Source organism: Acidipropionibacterium thoenii DSM 20276, assembly GCF_000423445.1.
Taxonomy (GTDB): Bacteria; Actinomycetota; Actinomycetes; order Propionibacteriales; family Propionibacteriaceae; genus Acidipropionibacterium; species Acidipropionibacterium thoenii.
This window is the reverse complement of record NZ_AUHZ01000005.1, coordinates 1-18,162: the sequence shown is the minus strand read 5'-3', so window position 1 is coordinate 18,162 and position 18,162 is coordinate 1. Positions and strand designations below refer to the sequence as shown.

The following is an 18,162-nucleotide window of genomic DNA, read 5'->3' as shown; positions in this document are numbered from 1 at the left end:
CGGATGACTACCTCCAGGACTGCTGCCGCCAGCCAGGACCCGACGGACCCGGCAACCGCCAAGAACATCCTCGAGACCATCCGGATGATCGAGGAGGAGCGCCTCGACATCCGTACCGTGACGATGGGCATCTCGCTGCTGGACTGCATCGACTCCGACGGCCAGGTCTGTCGCCGGAAGATCTATGACCGGATCACCACCCGGGCACAGGATCTGGTGGCGACCTGCCAGGGCATCGAGGCCGAACTGGGCATCCCGATCATCAACAAGCGGATCACCGTGACGCCGATCTCGCTGGTCGCCGCGGCCTCGGGGGAGGACGACTACCTGCCCTTCGCCCTGACTCTGGACGCCGCCGCCAAGGAGGTCGGCGTGGACTTCCTGGGAGGTTTCACAGCCCTGGTCGACAAGGGGCGGACCCACAGCGACAAGGTGCTCATCGATTCCATCCCGCAGGCTCTGGCGGCCACCGAGTACGTCTGCTCCTCGGTGAACATCGGCTCCTCGCGGGCGGGGATCAACATGTCGGCGGTGGCGGCGATGGGCCGCGCGATCAAGCAGTCGGCCGAGCTGACGGCATCGATCGCCGGTCTGGGGGCGGCCAAGCTGGTGGTCTTCGCCAATGCGGTCGGGGACAATCCCTTCATGGCCGGCGGGTTCCACGGGATCGGCGAGGCCGACTGCTGCGTCTCGGTCGGCGTCTCGGGTCCCGGCGTCATCAAGCGGGCGGTGGAGAAGGTCCCCGGCCGATCCTTCGGGACGGTCGCCGAGACCATCAAGAAGGCCGCCTTCAAGGTGACCCGGATGGGTCAGCTGGTCGGCACGATGGCAGCCGAACGTCTCGACGTGCCATTCGGGATCGTCGATCTGTCGCTGGCCCCGACTCCTGCGGTGGGCGACTCGGTGGCCCGGATCCTGGAGGAGATCGGGGTCGAGAGGGTCGGTGCGCACGGCACCACCGCCGCGCTGTTCCTGCTCAATGACGCCGTCAAGAAGGGCGGCATGATGGCCTGCTCCCATGTCGGGGGGCTGTCGGGCTCCTTCATCCCGGTGAGCGAGGACATCGGCATGATCGAGGCCGCCGGGATGGGGGCGATCGGGCTGGACAAGCTGGAGGCGATGACCGCGATCTGCTCGGTGGGCCTGGACATGATCGCGCTACCCGGTTCGACCTCGGCCCAGACCTTGGCGGCGATCATCGCCGATGAGGCGGCGATCGGGGTGATGAACCACAAGACCACCGCGGTGCGCCTGATCCCGGTGCCGGGCAAGGAGGTCGGCGACCAGGTGGAGTTCGGCGGTCTGCTCGGCCGGGCGCCGATCCTGGCGACCAGCCGATGCGGTTCCGACGAGTTCGTGGCCCGGGGTGGTCACATCCCGGCTCCGGTGCACGCCTTCCGCAACTGACCCTGTGCCGGCGCCTGGGCGCCGCCCGGTCGGCCGGTGGTGAAGCGGCTGGAATGACGGGCCCGGCGGCCTACCGTTGTGGTCATGATAACTATCGGATTGATCGGTGCAGGTCACATCGGCAGCCAGCTCGCCCGCAAGGCGGTCTCACTGGGATATGACGTGGTCATCAGCAACAGGCGCGGGCCTCAGGTGTTGGGCGATCTCATCGCCGAACTCGGGGACCATGCTCGCGCCGCCGCCAGCCCGGCCGAGGCCGCTGAGGCCGCCGACCTCGCGGTGGTGACGATCCCGCTCCACCAGATCGGCACGGTTCCGGTCGAGCCGCTGATCGGCAAGATCGTCATCGACACGAACAACTACTACCCGCAGCGCGATGGTCAGATCGCAGCCCTCGACGAGGAGACGACGACCACCTCCCAGCTGCTCCAGGACCATCTCCCGCAGTCCTTCGTCGTGAAGGCCTTCAATCACATTCCGGCCGCCGAGATCACCACTGCGGGACGCCCCGCCGGCGACCCCGACCGTCGCGCCCTGGTGGCGGTCAGCGATCATCCGACCGCTCTGGCCGTGGTGTCGCGACTCCTCGACGCCTTCGGCTTCGACCCGGTCCCGGTCCAGCCGCTGAGCGAGTCGTGGCGTATCCAGCGCGACACCCCCGGCTATGTGCAGCCGTTGAGCGCTCCCCAGTTGGTGCACGCGATGGCGATCGCCAGGCGCTACCGCGACATGTGAGTCGGCGTCCCCTGCGGCGGCCCGGGAGCACCGGCACTGAGCGCACCTCGCGCCACTGCGCCGAGGGCGGCAGGATGGGGCCATGGCGCATCAACTCGGCGAACCCGAACCGCTGGACCCCCGATTCGACCGGTCGGCCTGGTGGCGCCGGGACCGGTTCGGGATGTTCATCCACTGGGGCGCCTATGCCGTGCCGGCTCGCGGCGAGTGGGTGCGGTCCTACGAACGCCTCAGCGTGGCCGACTACCAGCCGGCCATCGACGCCTTCAACCCGAACCCGGACTTCGAGGCCTGGGCCGACACCGCCCGGGCCGCCGGCATGAGGTATGCCGTGCTGACCGCCAAGCACCACGACGGTTTCGCCCTGTTCGACACCCGGCTGTCGGACTACTCCACGGTGCACACCCTGGGCCGCGACTTCGTCGCCGAGTTCCTGGCGGCCTTCCGGGCGCGCGGCATCAAGGTCGGGCTGTACTTCTCCCTGCTGGACTGGGCCCAGCCCGATTTCCCGCACTTCGGTGACCTGCACCACCCGATGCGCGAGGCCGAGGAGTACCGCGACCACACCCCCGACCTGGACTCCTACCGAGCATTCCTGCACGGCCAGGTCCGCGAGATCTGCTCGACCTACGGCGACCTGGACGTCCTGTGGTTCGACTTCTCCTATCCCGGGATGGGTCCCGAGCAGTGGGGTGCGGCCGACCTCATCCGGATCGTCCGCGAGCTCCAGCCCAACGCCGTGCTGGACAACCGGCTGGAGGGTTCGGGGCCCGAAGCCGGCTCGATCCTCACCGACACTCCCACCCCGTTCTGCGGGGATTTCACCTCTCCGGAGCAGGTGATCCCGGCCGAGGGCATCCGCGGCGCCGATGGCACTCCCGTTCCCTGGGAGAGCTGCCTGACCCTCAACAACCACTGGGGCTACTGCCGCCACGACGCCGACTGGAAGACCGCGCCGGTGCTCATCCACAAGCTGGTGGAATGCGTCGCCAAGGGCGGCAACATGCTGCTCAACGTCGGTCCTGACGCGCACGGCACCTTTCCCATTCAGTGCCGCAGGATCCTCGTCGGGATCGGGGAGTGGATGGATGCCAACTCCGCCTCGATCCGCGGCTGCGGGCCGGCGGGGCTGCCGAAACCCGACTGGGGGTGGTGGACCGCGGGCGGTGGCAAGCTCTATGCCCATGTGTTGGAGGCCCCGGTCGGCCCCCTCCAGCTCCAGGGGTTGCGACGCGACCGGGTCGCCGAGGTCCACCTGCTGTCCGACGGGTCCCAGGTCCCGCTGGTGGAGGCCTGGTCGGTGGCCGACCATCCCGATCAGGCCTTCGTGGCCTTCGGGCCCCAACCGGAATGGACCTATCCACTGCCCGACCCGGTGGACACCGTCCTGGAGGTCACCCTCCGATGAGCGAGAAGGAGGATCCGATGCCCCGAGCATCCATCCCCGAGATGCTGAAGTCCGTCCCCGACGACCTGCTGGGCCGCCTCGGAGTGAATGCCGATCTCCGCGCACCCACCCGACGGCTGCTGGAGACGGTCGCCAGGAATCCCGCTGGAGCCGCCCGCACCGGCGAGCTGGTGGCCGGGTTCCGTGGCCGGATCGGTCGGTACCTCGGCCAGCAGACCCTGCTGTCGCAGGCCGACCTGGCCGGCCTCGGCGGGGTCGAGGGAGCCGTGCCACTGGCGGCGCTCATCCTCTCCGCCCCCGACGTCGAGGAGTTCTGGCGCGGGCTGGGGTACCCCGAGCCGATCATCGCCGACACCCTGGCCGACCTCGGCCGACAGATCCGCAAGACGATCGCGGTGACCGGACGGTTCGGGCTCGGTCAGGCCAGCTGGCTCGAGATGATCTGGCGCGGCGGGTTCGCCCAACTCGGGCGTCTCCAGTTCGAGCTGCGGCGTTCCACCCTGGGGCGCGAGGGAGCCGGCGACGGCCCCCTGGTGCTGTCGGCCCACATCGCACCGATCGGATCGCTGGCCCCAGACCTGGTGGCGGCCTCCCTGGCCCGGGCCCACCGATTCTTCACGACGCATTTCCCCGAGCTGGCCGGCGAACCGGGGGCCTTCGACATCGCGTTCTGCGAGTCCTGGCTGCTGGACACCGAGCTGATGGGCCTGATGCCGGGGTCCAATATGGACTCCTTCGCCCGGCTGTGGACTGTCTGGGAGCGCCCGGTCTCCGACGGTTCGGGAATCTTCTTCGGCTTCGACCGGCCCTTCGCCGATGCCGAGAAGCTGCCCGGGATCCTCGACGACCTGCCCTACGACTCCCGCCTGCACCGCGCGATGATCGATCTGTGGCGCCGCGGCGGGCACGTCCACAGCTGCTCCGGATGGCTCACCCTGCCCCGTTGAGGTGCCCGGATCCGGTGGTGCCGGGCTTACCGGGCCAGCGCGTCGAACCGGTCGTCGAGGTCGGCCTGGAGGGTCTCGAAGGTTTCCTCGTCGCAGAAGGCCGACTCCAGGGCGATGACCTGGGCACGGCGCAGATCCTCCAGCTCCCAGTCGAGCTGGCGGCAGACCAGGGTCAGTTCGCGAGTCATCGAGGTGGCGCTCATCAGCCGGTTGTCACAGGAGATCGTGACCGGTAGCCCGGCCCGCCACAGGGCCCCGACCGGATGGTCGGCCAGGGTTCGGCACACCCCGGTCTGGATATTGGAGGAGGGGCACACCTCCAGGGCGATCTCCTCGATGCGGACCTGCGAGGCGATCGGCCCCAGGCTCATCACCGCCGAGCCGTGACTGGTGAGGTCGTCGACCAGCCGGACGCCATGGCCCAGTCGCTCGGCCCCGCAGTCGAGGGCCGTCCGGATGGACTCCAGCCCGGCGGCCTCCCCGGCATGGATGGTGAGGTGGCCGCCAGCTGCCCGCACGGCGTCGAACAGCTCGCGGAACCGGGAGGCGGGGAAGCCGTCCTCCGGCCCGGCCAGGTCCATCCCGACCACCCCGCGGCCAAGCCAGGAGACGGTCAGCTCGGCCAGCGCCGGGTCGGGGTCCAGCTGGCGCATCACGGTGATCAGCTGCCGCACCACGATCGGCGTGCCGGCGGCGCGTGCCGCCGCCATCGCCTCGTCCAGACCCTGCTGGACCGCGGCGACCGCCTCGTCCAGCGACAGCCCGCCGGCCAGATGCTGCTGGGGGGCCCACCGGGTCTCCGCGTAGACGACATGGTCGGCGACCATGTCCTCGACGAAGTCGCGGGCCACCCGTCGCAGCGCCGCAGCGGTCTGCATCAGGGCCACGGTGACCCCGAAGGTCTCCAGATAGCGCGGCAGGGATCCGGAGTCGGCGGTGCGGAAGAACCAGTCCGCGACATCGTCGGGGGTCTGCCACTCGCCTGCTGGGCCGAGAGGGGCCGGTAGACCGGTCCCCGGCGCCCCGAACTCCCGGCTGAGCTCCAGCACGGTGGCCGGCCGCAGGCCGCCGTCCAGATGGTCGTGCAGGGCCACCTTGGGGGCCGATCGGATGACGTCGTCGCTCAGAGCCATGCTCCGAGCCTAGTGGCGAGGGGCGTCGACGGTCGGTGGCCGGCGAGCCTCAGGGGCGCAGGTCGATCGGACGGTAGGCCCGCTCCATCTCCCCGGTGTAGAGCTGACGAGGACGCCAGATCTTGTTGCTGGTCTCCAGCTGCTCGCGGTAGTGGGCGATCCAGCCGGGCAGCCGGCCGATCGCGAAGAGCACGGTGAACATGTTCACCGGGAAGCCCATCGCCTCGTAGATCAGCCCGGAGTAGAAGTCGACATTCGGGTAGAGCTTGCGCTCCTTGAAGTAGTCGTCGTTCAGCGCGGTCTCCTCGAGCTCCTGGGCGATCTCCAGCAGGTCCTGGCGCCCGGTGTGCAGCTTGAGGATGTTGTCGGCGTGCTCCTTGATGATCGCGGCGCGCGGGTCGTAGATCTTGTAGATCCGGTGGCCGAAGCCCATCAGCTTGATCCTGGACTTGTGGTCCTTGACCTTGGAGACGAACTCGTGGGTGCTCAGGCCCGAGTCGCGGATGTACTGCAGCATCTCGATGACGGCCTGGTTGGCGCCGCCGTGCTTGGGCCCCGACAGGGCGTTGACGCCGGCGGCCACCGATGAGTACAGGTTGGCCCCCGAGGAGCCGACCATCCGCACCGTCGACGTCGAACAGTTCTGCTCGTGGTCGACGTGCAGGATGAGCAGCACCTCCAGGGCCCGGGTGACCTCGTCATTGAACTCGTAGGACTCGGTGGGGAAGCCGAAGCTCATTCGGATGAAGTTCTCGATGTAGGACAGCGAGTTGTCGGGGTACAGCGTCGGCTGGCCCACGGAGTTCTTGTAGGAGTAGGCGGCCAGCGTCGGGGTCTTGGCCATCAGCCGGTCACCGGCGTTCTCGACCTGCTCGGGATCGGTCCCGGCACTCTTCTCGGAGAAGGTCGACAGCGCCATGATCCCGGCGGCCAGCACCGGCATCGGGTGGGAGCGCCTGGGGAAGCAGCGGAACAGGTCGCGCATCCGCTCGTCGATGAGGGTGGTGCGCCGGATCCGGGTCTCGAAGGCCGCCAGCTGGTCGGCGGTCGGCAGCTCCCCGTAGATCACCAGATAGGCGGTCTCCAGGAAGGTGGAGTGCTTGGCGAGCTGCTCGATCGGATACCCGCGGTAGCGGAGAATCCCCTTGTCACCATCGATATAGGTGATGTCGGAGGTGCAGGATGCGGTGTTGACGAAGGCCGGGTCCAGGAGCAGATTGCCGGTCTTGCTGAGGAATCCGGACGAGTCGTAACCGATCTGGCCGTTGCTGGCGGTCACCTTCTCGAACTCGAATTCGGTGTCCTCATCGGTGAATCGCGCGGTTTCGCTCATCGTGGTCCTTTCGAGGGCGCCAGTGCTGAGCAGGTCCTGTCGGGCAGCGCAACAGTGTCACTGGGCGGGATAATGCATCGCCCAGATTACGGCCGCCCGCAAAACTGTCAACGGAATCGGCTTGCAGCGCAGCGGGGTCGGCCGGGCTTGACGCGAGCGGGCCGGGAGCTGTCGGTGCCCCGCAGAGAGCCCTGCACCGAGGGACGGTGGGGCAGGGCCCGGGCGGCAGAAGGCTGCCGCCCGGGAGGGTCCGCGAGGGCCGTTGTCTCAGCCCAGCACCGAGTAGCTCACCGGGATCGCCCCGGCGGAGGTGTTGGCGATCGAGGCGAAGGCGGCCTTCGACAGGTCCAGGCAGCGACCCGAGACGTAGGGTCCACGGTCGTTGATGCGCACCACCACCGACCGGCCGTTGGCCACATTGGTGACCTTGACCCGGGTGTTGAAGGACAGCGTCTTGTGGGCGGCGGTGAGGGCGCTGGGGTTGAAGGTCTCGCCATTGGCGGTGAGCTGGGGGTCGTCGTAGAAGGAGGCGATGCAGGAGCCGGTGGCGGTCGCCATTCCCTCCCCGGAACTGTTCGAGGCGGTGGCAGCAGCGGGGCTGACTCGCGGAGAGGTGGCCAGGTAGCGGCTGGTGACCCATCGGGTGACGCCGTTGACGACCACCTGGGTGCGCCCCGAGGAGGTGGTCCCGGTGATTCTCAACGACGTCCCGGAGTCGACGGTGTCGGTGAACCGGGAGCCGGTGGAGCCGGTCCACAGGTTCAGCGAGACGGTGGCGTACCGGGTGCCCACCGTTGCCGGCGTCGAGGAGGAGGTCGAGCCGGAGGAACTGGAGGAGGTCGTGACCCGTCCACCGTTCTGGGACAGGTAGCCCATCGACACCCAGCCCGATCCCATCCCGGAGTTGACGCTCACCCAGGAGCCTGAGACGTTCCCGGTGAGGATCACCTTGGTGCCGGCGGGCAGCACTGCCCGGACGGAGGCCGACATCCCGGGGGCGCTGCGCAGGTTGAGACCGACCGCCGAGTAGGCCACGCCGGTCTGGCTCGCGTCGCTGGAGCCGGCGCTGCCGGACCCCGAGGTGCCTGATCCGTTGAGCCGACCGCTGGTGAGGTAGGCGCTGGCCACCCAGGCGGACCTGCCCTGGTAGCGGACCGGCGTCCAGCCGCCGACCGCCGAGCCGGTGACGACCACCGAGTCGCCGGGGTAGAGGACGGCGAGGATGCCCTTGGAGGTGCTGGGGCCCGAGCGCACATTGACCGCGGTGGTGGCGCGCAAGGTGGTGGTGTCGGTGGCCTGGGCGATCGACCCCACCACGGCGGGGACGCCGAAGGCCACGGTGCCGGCCAGCGCGAGGGTGACGACGGTGCCGCGCAGCTTCTGAATGATCGCGTGCTTATGAGCAGTCAAGGGGACACCCTCCGGCCTCGGATTGGACCTGGATCACGTCCAGGACCCTGATAGCGAAGGGAGCCTAAGAAATGCCGACGTAATCCTCAAAGGAACTTGAGGGTTCTCAGTCGTCGATCAGCTGATAATGCGCTCCGAAACCCTCGAGCCGGCCTCGAGGTTGAGACTTCAGGACGCCGGAGAAGGCTGTGCTGAGCAGGACGGAATGTCCCGGCCCGAACCCACCGGCGCACCGGCCGGAGGGGGGTCTGCCGCATGACCGTCAGACCGCGCTGAGGCCCTGCCAGCCCTTCCAGTCGTAGACCCAGCAGCCGATCCCCTCGAAGGGCTTGAAGTTCCGGTTGGAACCGGTGTTGACGACGATGTCGCCGGCCCGGCAGAGGTTGAACAGCCACTTGCCGTTGGCCATCGACAGACCCACGCAACCGTGTGAGACGTTCGTCGAGCCCTGCTGCCCCTCCGACCACGGGGCGGCGTGGATGAACTCACCGGTGTAGGTGACTCGCATCGCCCATTTCACGTCCAGCCGGTAGTAATCGGGGCTGCCCTTCGGGATACCGATCGTGGTGGAGTCCATGATCTTGTCGGAGTCGCGCTCGATGATGACCTTGGTGCCCGAGCGGGTGATGAAACCGTCCTTGCCGGTGGTGATCGGAATGGTCTTGACCGTCTTGCCGTTCTCGGTGACCTTCATGGTGTGGGCCTTGATGTCCACGTAGAGGATCCGCACCCCACCGACGGTGAATCCGCCGGAGAGGTTGTCGGTGAGGAAACGGTGGGAGGAGGTGGCCAGGCCGGCGATCTTGCCCTCGACGCTCACCTTGGAGTTCGCCAGCCAGTACTTCTCGGGACGCCACATCAGCTGGGCGTTGTCGATCCATCCCCAGGCGCCGGTCTGCTGGGGGGTGGTGGTGACGGTCATCGCCTGCTGGATGGCCTTGCGCTGGTCGGCGTCGACCACCTCGTTGGCGAACTTGATGATGACCGGCATGCCGGCGCCGACCTGGGCACCGCTGTAGAGCATCTGCGCGGTGTTGGCCTGGGCGTCCAGGGTGGAGATCGGCGTGGTCACCTTGGTGCTGCCGGCTGCGCCCTGGAGGGTGGAGACGACGGTGTAGCTGCGATTCAGCCGGAAGGGGTACTTCGGGGTCCAGACGCCGTCGGACAGGGTCCCGTCGACCGAGTCCCCGTCGGCGTTGGTCACCGCGACCGACGCCAGGGTGCCGTTGGTCACCTTGAAGGTGAGGGTGTCAGTGGGCCGGATCTCGTCCAGAGCGTGCTGGGAGGTGACGCTGACCGAGGCCGCAGGGGGGGTCGGGCTCGGCGTCTGGGAGGAGTTCCCGTTGGATGCCGAGGGGCTGGAACCTGCGTTCTGGGAGCCGGTGTCGGACTTCGGCGAGCAGCCAACGAGAACCAGCGGCACCGCGAGGGCGCCGCCGGCCAGAACTGAGCGTCGAGTGGGCAATGACGGCACAGAAGCCTCCAGCAATGTCTGCAGATATGGATCGTCGGGGGGCCGGGCTCTGGGGAGAGTGGCCCCGGGAACGGGGCCCTTCCGGGCGTCCAGGATTCGTCTATGCTAACTCGCCCTGCTGAGAAACCTCCGACTGCGAGCTGTGGAGGTGCTCCGGCAGCAGCGGATCCACTCCCGGTGGCGGACTCTCACACACGTCTGGTCGGTGAGTCCGTCCTGTGATCGCTGAGCTGCCACAGGACGCTCGCCACCGTCCCCGCAAAGAACACTCCGCACAGAATCCACGCAGTCGTATTGCCGACGACGGACACCCGAACCACTGCCCAGACGAATCCTGCAAGAAACGTGGCAGACCTCACGTACCCCATGACTCTCATCATCAGCCAGACCTCATCTCCCACCATGAGGATCCGCGCGGGATCCGCGGCCCCCGGACCGGCCCAAGATACATGTCTCTGGATGCCGAACACACGGCTGGTCTCACCGCCCGACCACTTGCTCTGAACGGATCCTGAGCAGCGGGGCGGCCAGGGCCAGCACCGCCACAGCGATGATCATCAGCAGGACGACCGAGCGCGAATCAATGTCCAGGGTGCCGCCGAGGCTGGTCGCCAGGAAGGTGGTTGCGGCGGTCATGGTGGCGATCCCGGAGATCGACTCGGCCATCACCGCGGCATTGCTGACATCCAGATCTGACAGCCCGTCAGGATCCTCAGGTGGCGTGAAGAGCATGTTGAGGGTGTCGACGTAGCACAGGCCCATCCCGATACCGGCCAGGGCCCAATCCCACCGCGAGAATCGTGATCGGGGTGGTGCCGAACCAGCGGCTGGAGGCACAACTCATGACCACCACACCCAGAGCGAGGATTGCGACGCCCAGACCTGCGCGGCGCCGATAAGCTGCCGTGCTGCCCGCCGGCCTCCAGCCGCAGAACAGGCCCGTCAGGGCCCATCCGAGGCCTCCGGACATGATGACGATCCCGATGGCTCCAGCGTTGGCGCCGAAGACGTCGTGGGCGATGATCGCGACCACCGAGTCGACGGCGAAGTAGACCCCGCACAGCCCGAACATGAAGGCGATCACCGTCCGGCGCAGCGACCTCAACCTGAAGGTCCCGTTGGGAAGGACTCGGTGTGCCGCCACTGCCAGAAGTGCGATGCCGGTGCCCAGCAGCACCATTCGCAGCCACCGCGAGTCGACCGGCGCGGCGATGCATCCCATCGCCAGGGCGAGCAGCACGGCGTCTGCCCAGCGGATCTGGCTGTCCTGCGAAGGTTCACGGTTGGGCAGGTGGCGCGCCACTATCGCGCGAGCTGCGAGCAGGAGGGGCAGATACAGCACCATCGCCCATCGCCAGCTCAGGGCGTGCGAGATCCATGCGGCGTAGACCGGGCCGAACAGCGCCGAGATGACCCAGATGGCAGACATCGCTGCCAGGGTGATCTGGCGTACCCGTCCCGCCAGGCCGGTGACGACGGCGCCCATCGACACTGTTGCGATGCAGCCGGCCGCGAATCCGCGGATTGCGGTGCCGGTCAGGAACCACACAATGCTTGGAGCGACTGCGCACAGGATCGCACCAGCGCAGATCAACGCGGTGAAGCTCATCAGCAGTCGGGGGATCCGGAACCGGACCGTCAGCCCCACTCCCAGCGGCAGTCCTGCGAAGTTCGCCACGGCGCCGGTGGCGGTGACCACCCCGTAGAACGACTGTGCTCTCAACTCGGCTGCCATCAGTGGCATCACCGTCTGCGACAGGTAGGTCTGGATGCCGGTGAGCAGCTCCACCACCAGAAGTCCGCCGGCCAGAGCAATCTGAGCTGGCCCGATGCTGTCCGCGACCCTGTCGGCTGCGGATGCTTCGCTCTCGGGGACGTCAGGCATGAGGAAGAGGGAAGTAGCGCAGAGACTCCGGCGAGTGGTGACGGTTCAAGATCCCCAATCCTGCATACTCATTCTGGATTCGTCCGTGTCCAAGCTGTGGTGCCAGGGTCGGGGAATCGGGTGCCAGTTCTGGCATGACAGTCCTCACGACGCGATCCCCCATCGTGTGGGCATCGGGAGATGTCACGTCCACCACAATACGCTCGTACCCGTGGCCCGTGATGCGGCTCTTCACGATTGAGGGTGTAGTTGGGGTCTGAATCCTCCGGCCTCGAGGAGACTGCGGGCAATGTAGTTCGTCAGGTTTCGGAAGCCCAAGGCTGAGCCGCGCAGGTGTTCCAGTCGGCCATTGAGGGCTTCTGTCGGGCCGTTGGAGGTGTGGGGGCGCTCGAAGTAGGCCAGGACGTCTGTGGCGCGCTTCTTCAGCGTCCTGCCGAGCTTGGTGATCTCGACCAGGGCCTTGGGGACGCCGGTGCTGATCGAGTCGATGAGCCGGGCCATCAGCTCGCGGCCGTGGCGCCGGTTCTCGTGGCGTGACCCGGGTCGAGCTGGACCACTACCTCGAGGTTCTGCGCCACAAGCCCGGCGCGTTCCCCGGCTCGACCGCCCTGGCCCAAGCCAGAGCCGCGGGGGCGTTCACCGCCGCCCACGACGCGTTCTGGGCTGCCGCCCGCAAGACCAGCGGCGACGTCGCGGGCACCCAGGAGTTGATCGACGTGCTCCTGCTCCACCGCTCCCTGCCGGCCGAGGCGGTGATCGCCGGGATCACCAGCGCCCTGTCCGTCGGGGCCGTCTCGGCCGACGTCGTCGCCGTCGAGGCCCGACGCCACAGCGTCAGCCACACCGCGCCCGCGCCGCAGCGCGGCGGCACCGTGGTGAACCTGCCACCGCGCCGCCACACCGACTCGAACTCGCTGATCGCCGCGCTACCGGCCGACACCCGGCCCCTGCCCAGCGTCACCGCCTACGACGAGCTGTTGCGACGTCGCCAACCCGACCCCGCTTCGGCCACCGCCGAAGCCCATCACCACACTCCGACAGGAACCCCATGACCACCACCAACACCAGCAGCTCCCGTCCGGGCGGTCTTCGTCGTCGTCACGGCCTCACCGAACAAGCCGCCCAGGCCGCGATCGACCAGGCCTGCCGCCGCCTACGACTGCCCACCATCCGGTCCGTCGTCGATGAGGCGATCACCACCGCCACCAAGGAACAACTCACCTACCAGGGCTTCCTCGCCGAGCTGCTCCTGGCCGAGGTCGACGACCGTGACCGGCGCTCTACCCTGCGCCGTATCAAGAGCGCCGGATTCCCGCGCGAGAAGTGGCTGGCCGACTTCGACTTCACCGCGAACCCGAACATCAACCCCGCCACCATCAACGAGCTCGCCACCGGGGACTGGATCCGCCGCGGCGACCCGCTGTGCCTGATCGGGGACTCCGGCACCGGCAAGTCCCACCTGCTCATCGCACTCGGGACCGCCGCCGCCGAGCAGGGCTACCGCGTCCGCTACACCCTCGCCACCCGCCTGGTGAACGAGCTCGTCGAGGCCGCTGACGAGAAGCAACTCACCAAGACCATCAACCGCTACGGAAGAGTGGATCTCCTGGTCATTGACGAACTGGGATACATGGAGCTCGACCGGCGCGGGGCCGAGCTGTTGTTCCAGGTCCTCACCGAGCGGGAGGAGAAGAACGCCATCGCGATCGCCTCCAACCAGTCCTTCTCCGCCTGGACCGACACCTTCACCGATCCACGACTGTGCGCAGCGATCGTCGACCGCCTCACCTACAACGCCACCATCATCGAGACCGGCACCCACTCCTATCGCCTCGCCCACACGCGAGCTCGCCAGACTCTGTGACTCGACGGGTCATGGCGTGGCCATCGAGAGAAGTGCACGGCAGAGAGGCGGCCGAACCGAGTGCCGGTCGACTTCTGGTGGGTTTCTGTGCCACTGCGGGTACTGCACAGGTCCGGGGCATCGATGGTCCGGACGGGGGAGGTGGGTGACAGCCGGTGTTCGCGGTGGATCTTGATCATTTCTTCACACTGTCTTGCTCGTGCTCGACATGCCGCCTGGAGGCTTGGCGGCATGACGACGAATGAATCCTCATCCCTGGCTCGTGGGTCCCTCGCATTCCTGGGAATTGCCAGCGTGGCCGCGGTCGGGCTGGCCCTGGCCGTGCCCGACCTGACTGCTGGCTCGGGCATGGCTGGCATGGCGATGACCCACTACATGGAACTCCTCGCGGTGCGGCAACCGTGGAACCTGCTGTTGTTCATGGCCCTCCCGGTCATCCTGGCCGAGACCTTGGCGATCACGGAACTGGTCATGCTGCTGGGGCGCCGCAATGACCGGCCCGCAGCCCCGTGGGTGGCGAGGCTCAGTCGGGCTGCTGGCCTGCTCGCCGGTCCCGTGTGGGTCTTCATCGGGACGCACCTGATGGTCCACGCGGTGGTGCCCTTGACCATGAATGGGGGATGGCGCGGCCCGGCTGATGTCATCGCGGTCCTCAGCTACCTGGTCGGTGGCCTGCCCATGCTCGTGATCAGTCTCCTCGAGGCGGGGGTCCTGGGCCGCAGTAGTGAGAACCGTCTGCGGATGCACGTGGCGATGGTGGCGGCCTTCCTCGTGGTGGCCCACGTGGCGATGATCTTCGGGATGGTCGATCCGGCAGTCCTGGGAGGTGACACGTCGTCGAGCGTCATGACCCATGACATGGGTGGCATGTCCGGCATGAACCACGACATGGGCAGCATGAACCACAACATGTCCCCGTCCTCGCAACCGACGAGGTGACGCCTGCTGGGTCTCGTGGTGAGGTGGAGCCATGAGCGATGTGGCGCGCACTTCGGTGCTGGTGGTCGACGACGAACCGGTGCTGGCCGGCACGGTGAAGAACTACCTGGAACGGGCCGGCATGGCCGCAGACACCTGTGCAGACGGGAACGAGGCGGTGTCGCGGATCCGGGAGGAGCAGCCAGATGTCGTCATCCTCGACCTCGGCCTTCCGGGCCTCGACGGAGTGGAGGTCTGTCGCAAGGTGCGCACCTTCAGCGACTGCTACGTCCTGATGCTGACCGCGCGAGCTGACGAGGTGGACATGCTCATCGGGTTGTCCGTGGGCGCGGATGACTACCTCACCAAGCCCTTCAGCCCGCGCGAACTCGTCGCACGTGTCCAGGTGATGCTGCGTCGCCCGAGATCCACGGCTTCGGCATCCGTCGCCCGCAGGATCGGGGAACTGGTGGTGCATCCCGACTCGCGCGAGGCTTCCATGGATGGTGTGGCGGTGGACCTGACACGCACCGAGTTCGACCTGCTGAAGGCCCTGTCCGCGCATCCCGGACGTGTGTTGAGTCGGCGTCAGCTCACGGACATGGTCTGGGGCGAGGACTGGGTCGGCGACGACCATCTGGTCGATGTCCACGTGGCACACCTTCGCAAGAAGCTGGGTGAGGAGGCCGCCGATCCCCGCTACGTGCTGACTGTGCGGGGCGTGGGCTACCGGATGGGCCGAGGCTGATGGGAGGACGGCCATCAGAGCTGTGGCCCGGGTTGTCGTGGGGTCGACGGCTGGTGTGGACCCAGTTCGCCGTCCTGGTCACCATGAGCGTCACGCTGGTCCTGACCGCCCTGGAGATGGGCCCGCCGTTGTTCAAGAAGCACATGGCCGAGGCCGGGCACACCCAGCCCATGGTGCTGGACCATGCCGAGCGTGCCTTCCATGACGCCGGTGCGGCCTCCCTGGGATTGGGACTTGCCGCCGCGATGATGATCGCGGCGGTGACGTCATGGGTGCTGAACCGCAGCCTCATCCGAGGGCTGGATGCCCTGGCCGAGGGGGCTGAGAGGGTCGCGCACGGCAACTACGACGACCCCGTGCGCATGCCGCCACTGGGGCGCGAACTCGAATCCGTGGCCCATGAGTTCAACCGGATGGCGGCCCAGATCGCGGCCACGGAGGCCACCCGACGACGCATGTTGACCGATCTTGGCCATGAGCTGCGAACGCCCCTGTCCGTGACGCGGGTGACACTCGAGAGCCTCGAGGACGGAGTCGCCGTGTATGGGCCGGAGGTCCTTGAGGTCCTCCAACGCCAGAACGAGCGCATCACGGCGCTGGCGGCCGACATCTCCGAGGTCTCCAGGGCAGAGGAGGGGCGGATCCCCTTGGAACTACGGCTGACCCGCATCGATGACCTGGTGGAATCGGCGGTCACCTCGTGTGCGAAAGCCTGTGCCGAGGCAGGTATCCAGCTGGTGACCCGTGGCAACTGCCCCGTGGAGGTGGATGTCGACCCTGCACGCATCGGCCAGGTCCTGGACAACCTGCTGCGCAACGCCGTCCAGCACACGCCACGCGGGGGTGAGGTATGTGTGACGAGCTGGTCTGACACGGACTCGGTGTCCATCCAGGTCAGCGACACCGGCGCAGGCATACCCGCCGGTGAGGTGCCCCACGTCTTCGAACGCTTCTTCCACCAAGGATCACGCAGGGTCCGTGACGTCGACGGCGGAACCGGAGTCGGCCTGACCATCGCCAGGGCCGTCGCCCGGGCACATGGGGGCGACGTGCTGGCGGCCAGTCCGGGGGTGGGCTGCGGTGCGTCGTTCAGCCTGGTGCTGCCACGAAGTCTTGATCGAATCTCCACACTTCCCTGACCCGGTCACACTGCGGGGCGGGAAGAGTCGGGGGCATGAACACGATCACTCGCCGACAGGCCTTGCTCGCCGGCCTCGGCCTGGCATCCACCAGCGCCCTGGCTGCATGCGGCGCCAAGCAGCCCTCCCCGGCCAGCACCACCCCGGCCACATGGGCCATCCCGACCCAGACACCACTCGCCACCCCGGCCGGGGCGACGACCGTCACCCACACCCTGACCCCGCGCCCTGTCACCTTGGACCTGGGCGGTGTCCTGGCCAAGACCTGGGCCTACACCGACGAACTCGACGGGAACGTCCTGCGCGGCAAGGCGGGCGACCTGTTCCGGGTCACGGTCGACAACCAGCTCCCCACAGCCACCTCGGTGCACTGGCACGGCATTGCCCTGCGCAACGCCTCCGACGGTGTGCCTGGTGTCACTCAGGACCCCATCGCCGCCAAGAGTGCCTTCACCTACGAGTTCGTCGCACCCCATGCCGGAACCTACTTCTTCCATCCCCACAGCGGAGTCCAGATCGACCGGGGCCTGTACGCTCCCCTCGTGCTGGACGACCCACGCGATCCGGGCGACCACGACGCGGAATGGGTCCTGGTCCTGGATGACTGGACCGATGGGGTGGGCAAGTCACCGGATGCGATCTTCGCCGACTTCAAGGCCAACAGCGGCCCCCTGTCCCAAGGAATGAACCACGACATGGGAGGCATGGACCACGGCAGTTCCCCCTTGGGCGATGCCGGAGACGTGAGCTACCCGCACTACGTCGTCAACGGCCGGATCCCGGCCGCACCGCGCACCCTCACGGCACGCCCCGGAGACAAGATCCGGCTACGGCTGATCAACGCCGGAGCCGACACGATCTTCAAGGTCGGCCTGTCCGGGCACCGACTCACCATCACCCACGCCGACGGATTCGCCGTGCAGCCAGTCGAGGCGACGGCCATCTACCTCGCCATGGGAGAAAGGATCGACGCCACCGTCACCGTCGGCGACGGCGTCTTCGTGCTGCAGGCCGCCCCCGAGGGCAAGACCGGTACTCCCGCCCGCGCCATCGTCAAGACCGGCGCCGGCAGCATTCCGCCGGCCACCACCCGAATCCCCGAACTCGGAGGAAAGGCTGTCCTTGGCACCGCCCTGCGCGCCGCCGACGCAGCCAAGCTGCCCGACAAGGAACCGGAGCAGACCCTCGAGGTCCAGCTCAACGGCCAGATGAAGCCCTACGCCTGGGGCATCAACGGCAAGAAGTTCGGTGAGGACACACCCCTGTCGATCAGCCTGGGACAGCGGGTCCGGATGCGGATGACGAACATGACGATGATGGCCCACCCGATGCACATCCACGGCCACACCTGGTCCCTGCCGGGCAGCAACGGACTACGCAAGGACACCGTGCTGCTGCTGCCCATGCAGACCATCGAGGCCGACCTGCAGGCCGACAACCCCGGAGCCTGGATGCTGCACTGCCACAACATCTACCACGCCGAGATCGGCATGATGACCAGCCTGCGCTACTGACCCCAGCCCACGCCGGTGCGGTTCCCGCGTCGCCCCGGGAACCGCACCGCCGCATGCCCGCACATGCCTCCGACGTCTTGGTCAAACCTTCATCATTTGCCCCGGTCCAGCTTCATGGACGCTCGACAGTCTGGATGGTGACGGCAGCCAGCCACACACGACGAAGGAGACCACCATGTACACAAACCCCACCCAGCTCAACCGCAGTGACAGCGACGCTCCCCGCCCCGCCGCCGACCCGGTACTC

General features: G+C 67.6%; 15 protein-coding genes and 2 pseudogenes. 10 read left to right on the top strand and 7 right to left on the bottom strand.

Annotated features, from left to right (window positions below; genetic code table 11):
- Positions 1–3 precede the first annotated feature (3 nt).
- From G554_RS0100085 to G554_RS16500, 4 genes are all read left to right on the top strand, one after another.
- Positions 4–1,407 (top strand): PFL family protein, encoded by a 1,404-nt coding sequence (locus tag G554_RS0100085; protein WP_084648179.1) that lies wholly within the window; start codon positions 4–6, stop codon positions 1,405–1,407.
- 84 nt (positions 1,408–1,491) lie between these two features.
- Positions 1,492–2,142 (top strand): NADPH-dependent F420 reductase, encoded by a 651-nt coding sequence (locus G554_RS0100080; RefSeq protein ID WP_027586312.1) that lies wholly within the window; start codon positions 1,492–1,494, stop codon positions 2,140–2,142.
- 82 nt (positions 2,143–2,224) lie between these two features.
- Positions 2,225–3,550, top strand: coding sequence for an alpha-L-fucosidase (locus tag G554_RS0100075; RefSeq protein WP_051232049.1), 1,326 nt, complete (start codon positions 2,225–2,227; stop codon positions 3,548–3,550).
- A gap of 17 nt (positions 3,551–3,567) precedes the next feature.
- Positions 3,568–4,497: an acyltransferase domain-containing protein gene (locus tag G554_RS16500; RefSeq protein WP_154654099.1), complete on the top strand. Its 930-nt coding sequence runs from the start codon at positions 3,568–3,570 to the stop codon at positions 4,495–4,497.
- A 26-nt stretch (positions 4,498–4,523) separates the two neighbouring features.
- Here the strand turns inward: G554_RS16500 and G554_RS0100065 are convergent, their stop codons facing one another.
- The 7 genes and pseudogenes from G554_RS0100065 to G554_RS0100035 form a co-directional block, all read right to left on the bottom strand.
- Positions 4,524–5,630: an adenosine deaminase gene (locus G554_RS0100065; RefSeq protein ID WP_027586310.1), complete on the bottom strand. Its 1,107-nt coding sequence runs from the start codon at positions 5,628–5,630 to the stop codon at positions 4,524–4,526.
- 49 nt (positions 5,631–5,679) lie between these two features.
- Positions 5,680–6,963 (bottom strand): citrate synthase, encoded by a 1,284-nt coding sequence (locus G554_RS0100060; RefSeq protein WP_027586309.1) that lies wholly within the window; start codon positions 6,961–6,963, stop codon positions 5,680–5,682.
- 267 nt (positions 6,964–7,230) lie between these two features.
- Positions 7,231–8,373, bottom strand: a complete 1,143-nt coding sequence (locus G554_RS18465) for a septal ring lytic transglycosylase RlpA family protein (RefSeq protein ID WP_027586308.1) — start codon at positions 8,371–8,373, stop codon at positions 7,231–7,233.
- A gap of 262 nt (positions 8,374–8,635) precedes the next feature.
- Positions 8,636–9,790 (bottom strand): L,D-transpeptidase, encoded by a 1,155-nt coding sequence (locus G554_RS0100050; RefSeq protein WP_036923892.1) that lies wholly within the window; start codon positions 9,788–9,790, stop codon positions 8,636–8,638.
- 537 nt (positions 9,791–10,327) lie between these two features.
- Complete coding sequence (locus G554_RS16495; protein ID WP_051232046.1) at positions 10,328–10,579, bottom strand: hypothetical protein; 252 nt, start codon at positions 10,577–10,579, stop codon at positions 10,328–10,330.
- Complete coding sequence (locus G554_RS13650) at positions 10,560–11,732, bottom strand: MFS transporter (protein ID WP_051232044.1); 1,173 nt, start codon at positions 11,730–11,732, stop codon at positions 10,560–10,562. Before G554_RS13650 ends, G554_RS16495 begins: the two co-directional genes overlap by 20 nt.
- 231 nt (positions 11,733–11,963) lie before the next feature.
- Positions 11,964–12,245: pseudogene (locus G554_RS0100035) on the bottom strand (transposase); the annotation flags it as partial.
- A gap of 29 nt (positions 12,246–12,274) precedes the next feature.
- Here G554_RS0100035 and G554_RS0100030 point away from each other — a divergent pair.
- From G554_RS0100030 to G554_RS0100005, 6 genes and pseudogenes are all read left to right on the top strand, one after another.
- A pseudogene (locus G554_RS0100030) lies at positions 12,275–12,784 on the top strand (IS21 family transposase); the annotation flags it as partial.
- Complete coding sequence (gene istB, locus G554_RS0100025) at positions 12,781–13,596, top strand: IS21-like element helper ATPase IstB (protein ID WP_027586303.1); 816 nt, start codon at positions 12,781–12,783, stop codon at positions 13,594–13,596. The pseudogene G554_RS0100030 and the gene istB, both read left to right, overlap by 4 nt.
- A 231-nt stretch (positions 13,597–13,827) precedes the next feature.
- Complete coding sequence (locus G554_RS0100020; RefSeq protein WP_027586302.1) at positions 13,828–14,535, top strand: DUF6803 family protein; 708 nt, start codon at positions 13,828–13,830, stop codon at positions 14,533–14,535.
- Positions 14,536–14,566: 31 nt separating this feature from the next.
- The gene (locus tag G554_RS0100015; protein WP_027586301.1) at positions 14,567–15,262 is read left to right on the top strand and encodes a response regulator transcription factor; all 696 of its coding nucleotides are present in this window, start codon (positions 14,567–14,569) and stop codon (positions 15,260–15,262) included.
- Between the two features lie 83 nt (positions 15,263–15,345).
- Positions 15,346–16,401 carry a HAMP domain-containing sensor histidine kinase gene (locus G554_RS0100010; RefSeq protein WP_036923889.1) on the top strand — a complete coding sequence of 352 codons (1,056 nt, stop codon included), beginning with the start codon at positions 15,346–15,348 and terminating at the stop codon, positions 16,399–16,401.
- 35 nt (positions 16,402–16,436) lie between these two features.
- The gene (locus G554_RS0100005; RefSeq protein WP_027586299.1) at positions 16,437–17,915 is read left to right on the top strand and encodes a multicopper oxidase family protein; all 1,479 of its coding nucleotides are present in this window, start codon (positions 16,437–16,439) and stop codon (positions 17,913–17,915) included.
- Positions 17,916–18,162 lie beyond the last annotated feature (247 nt).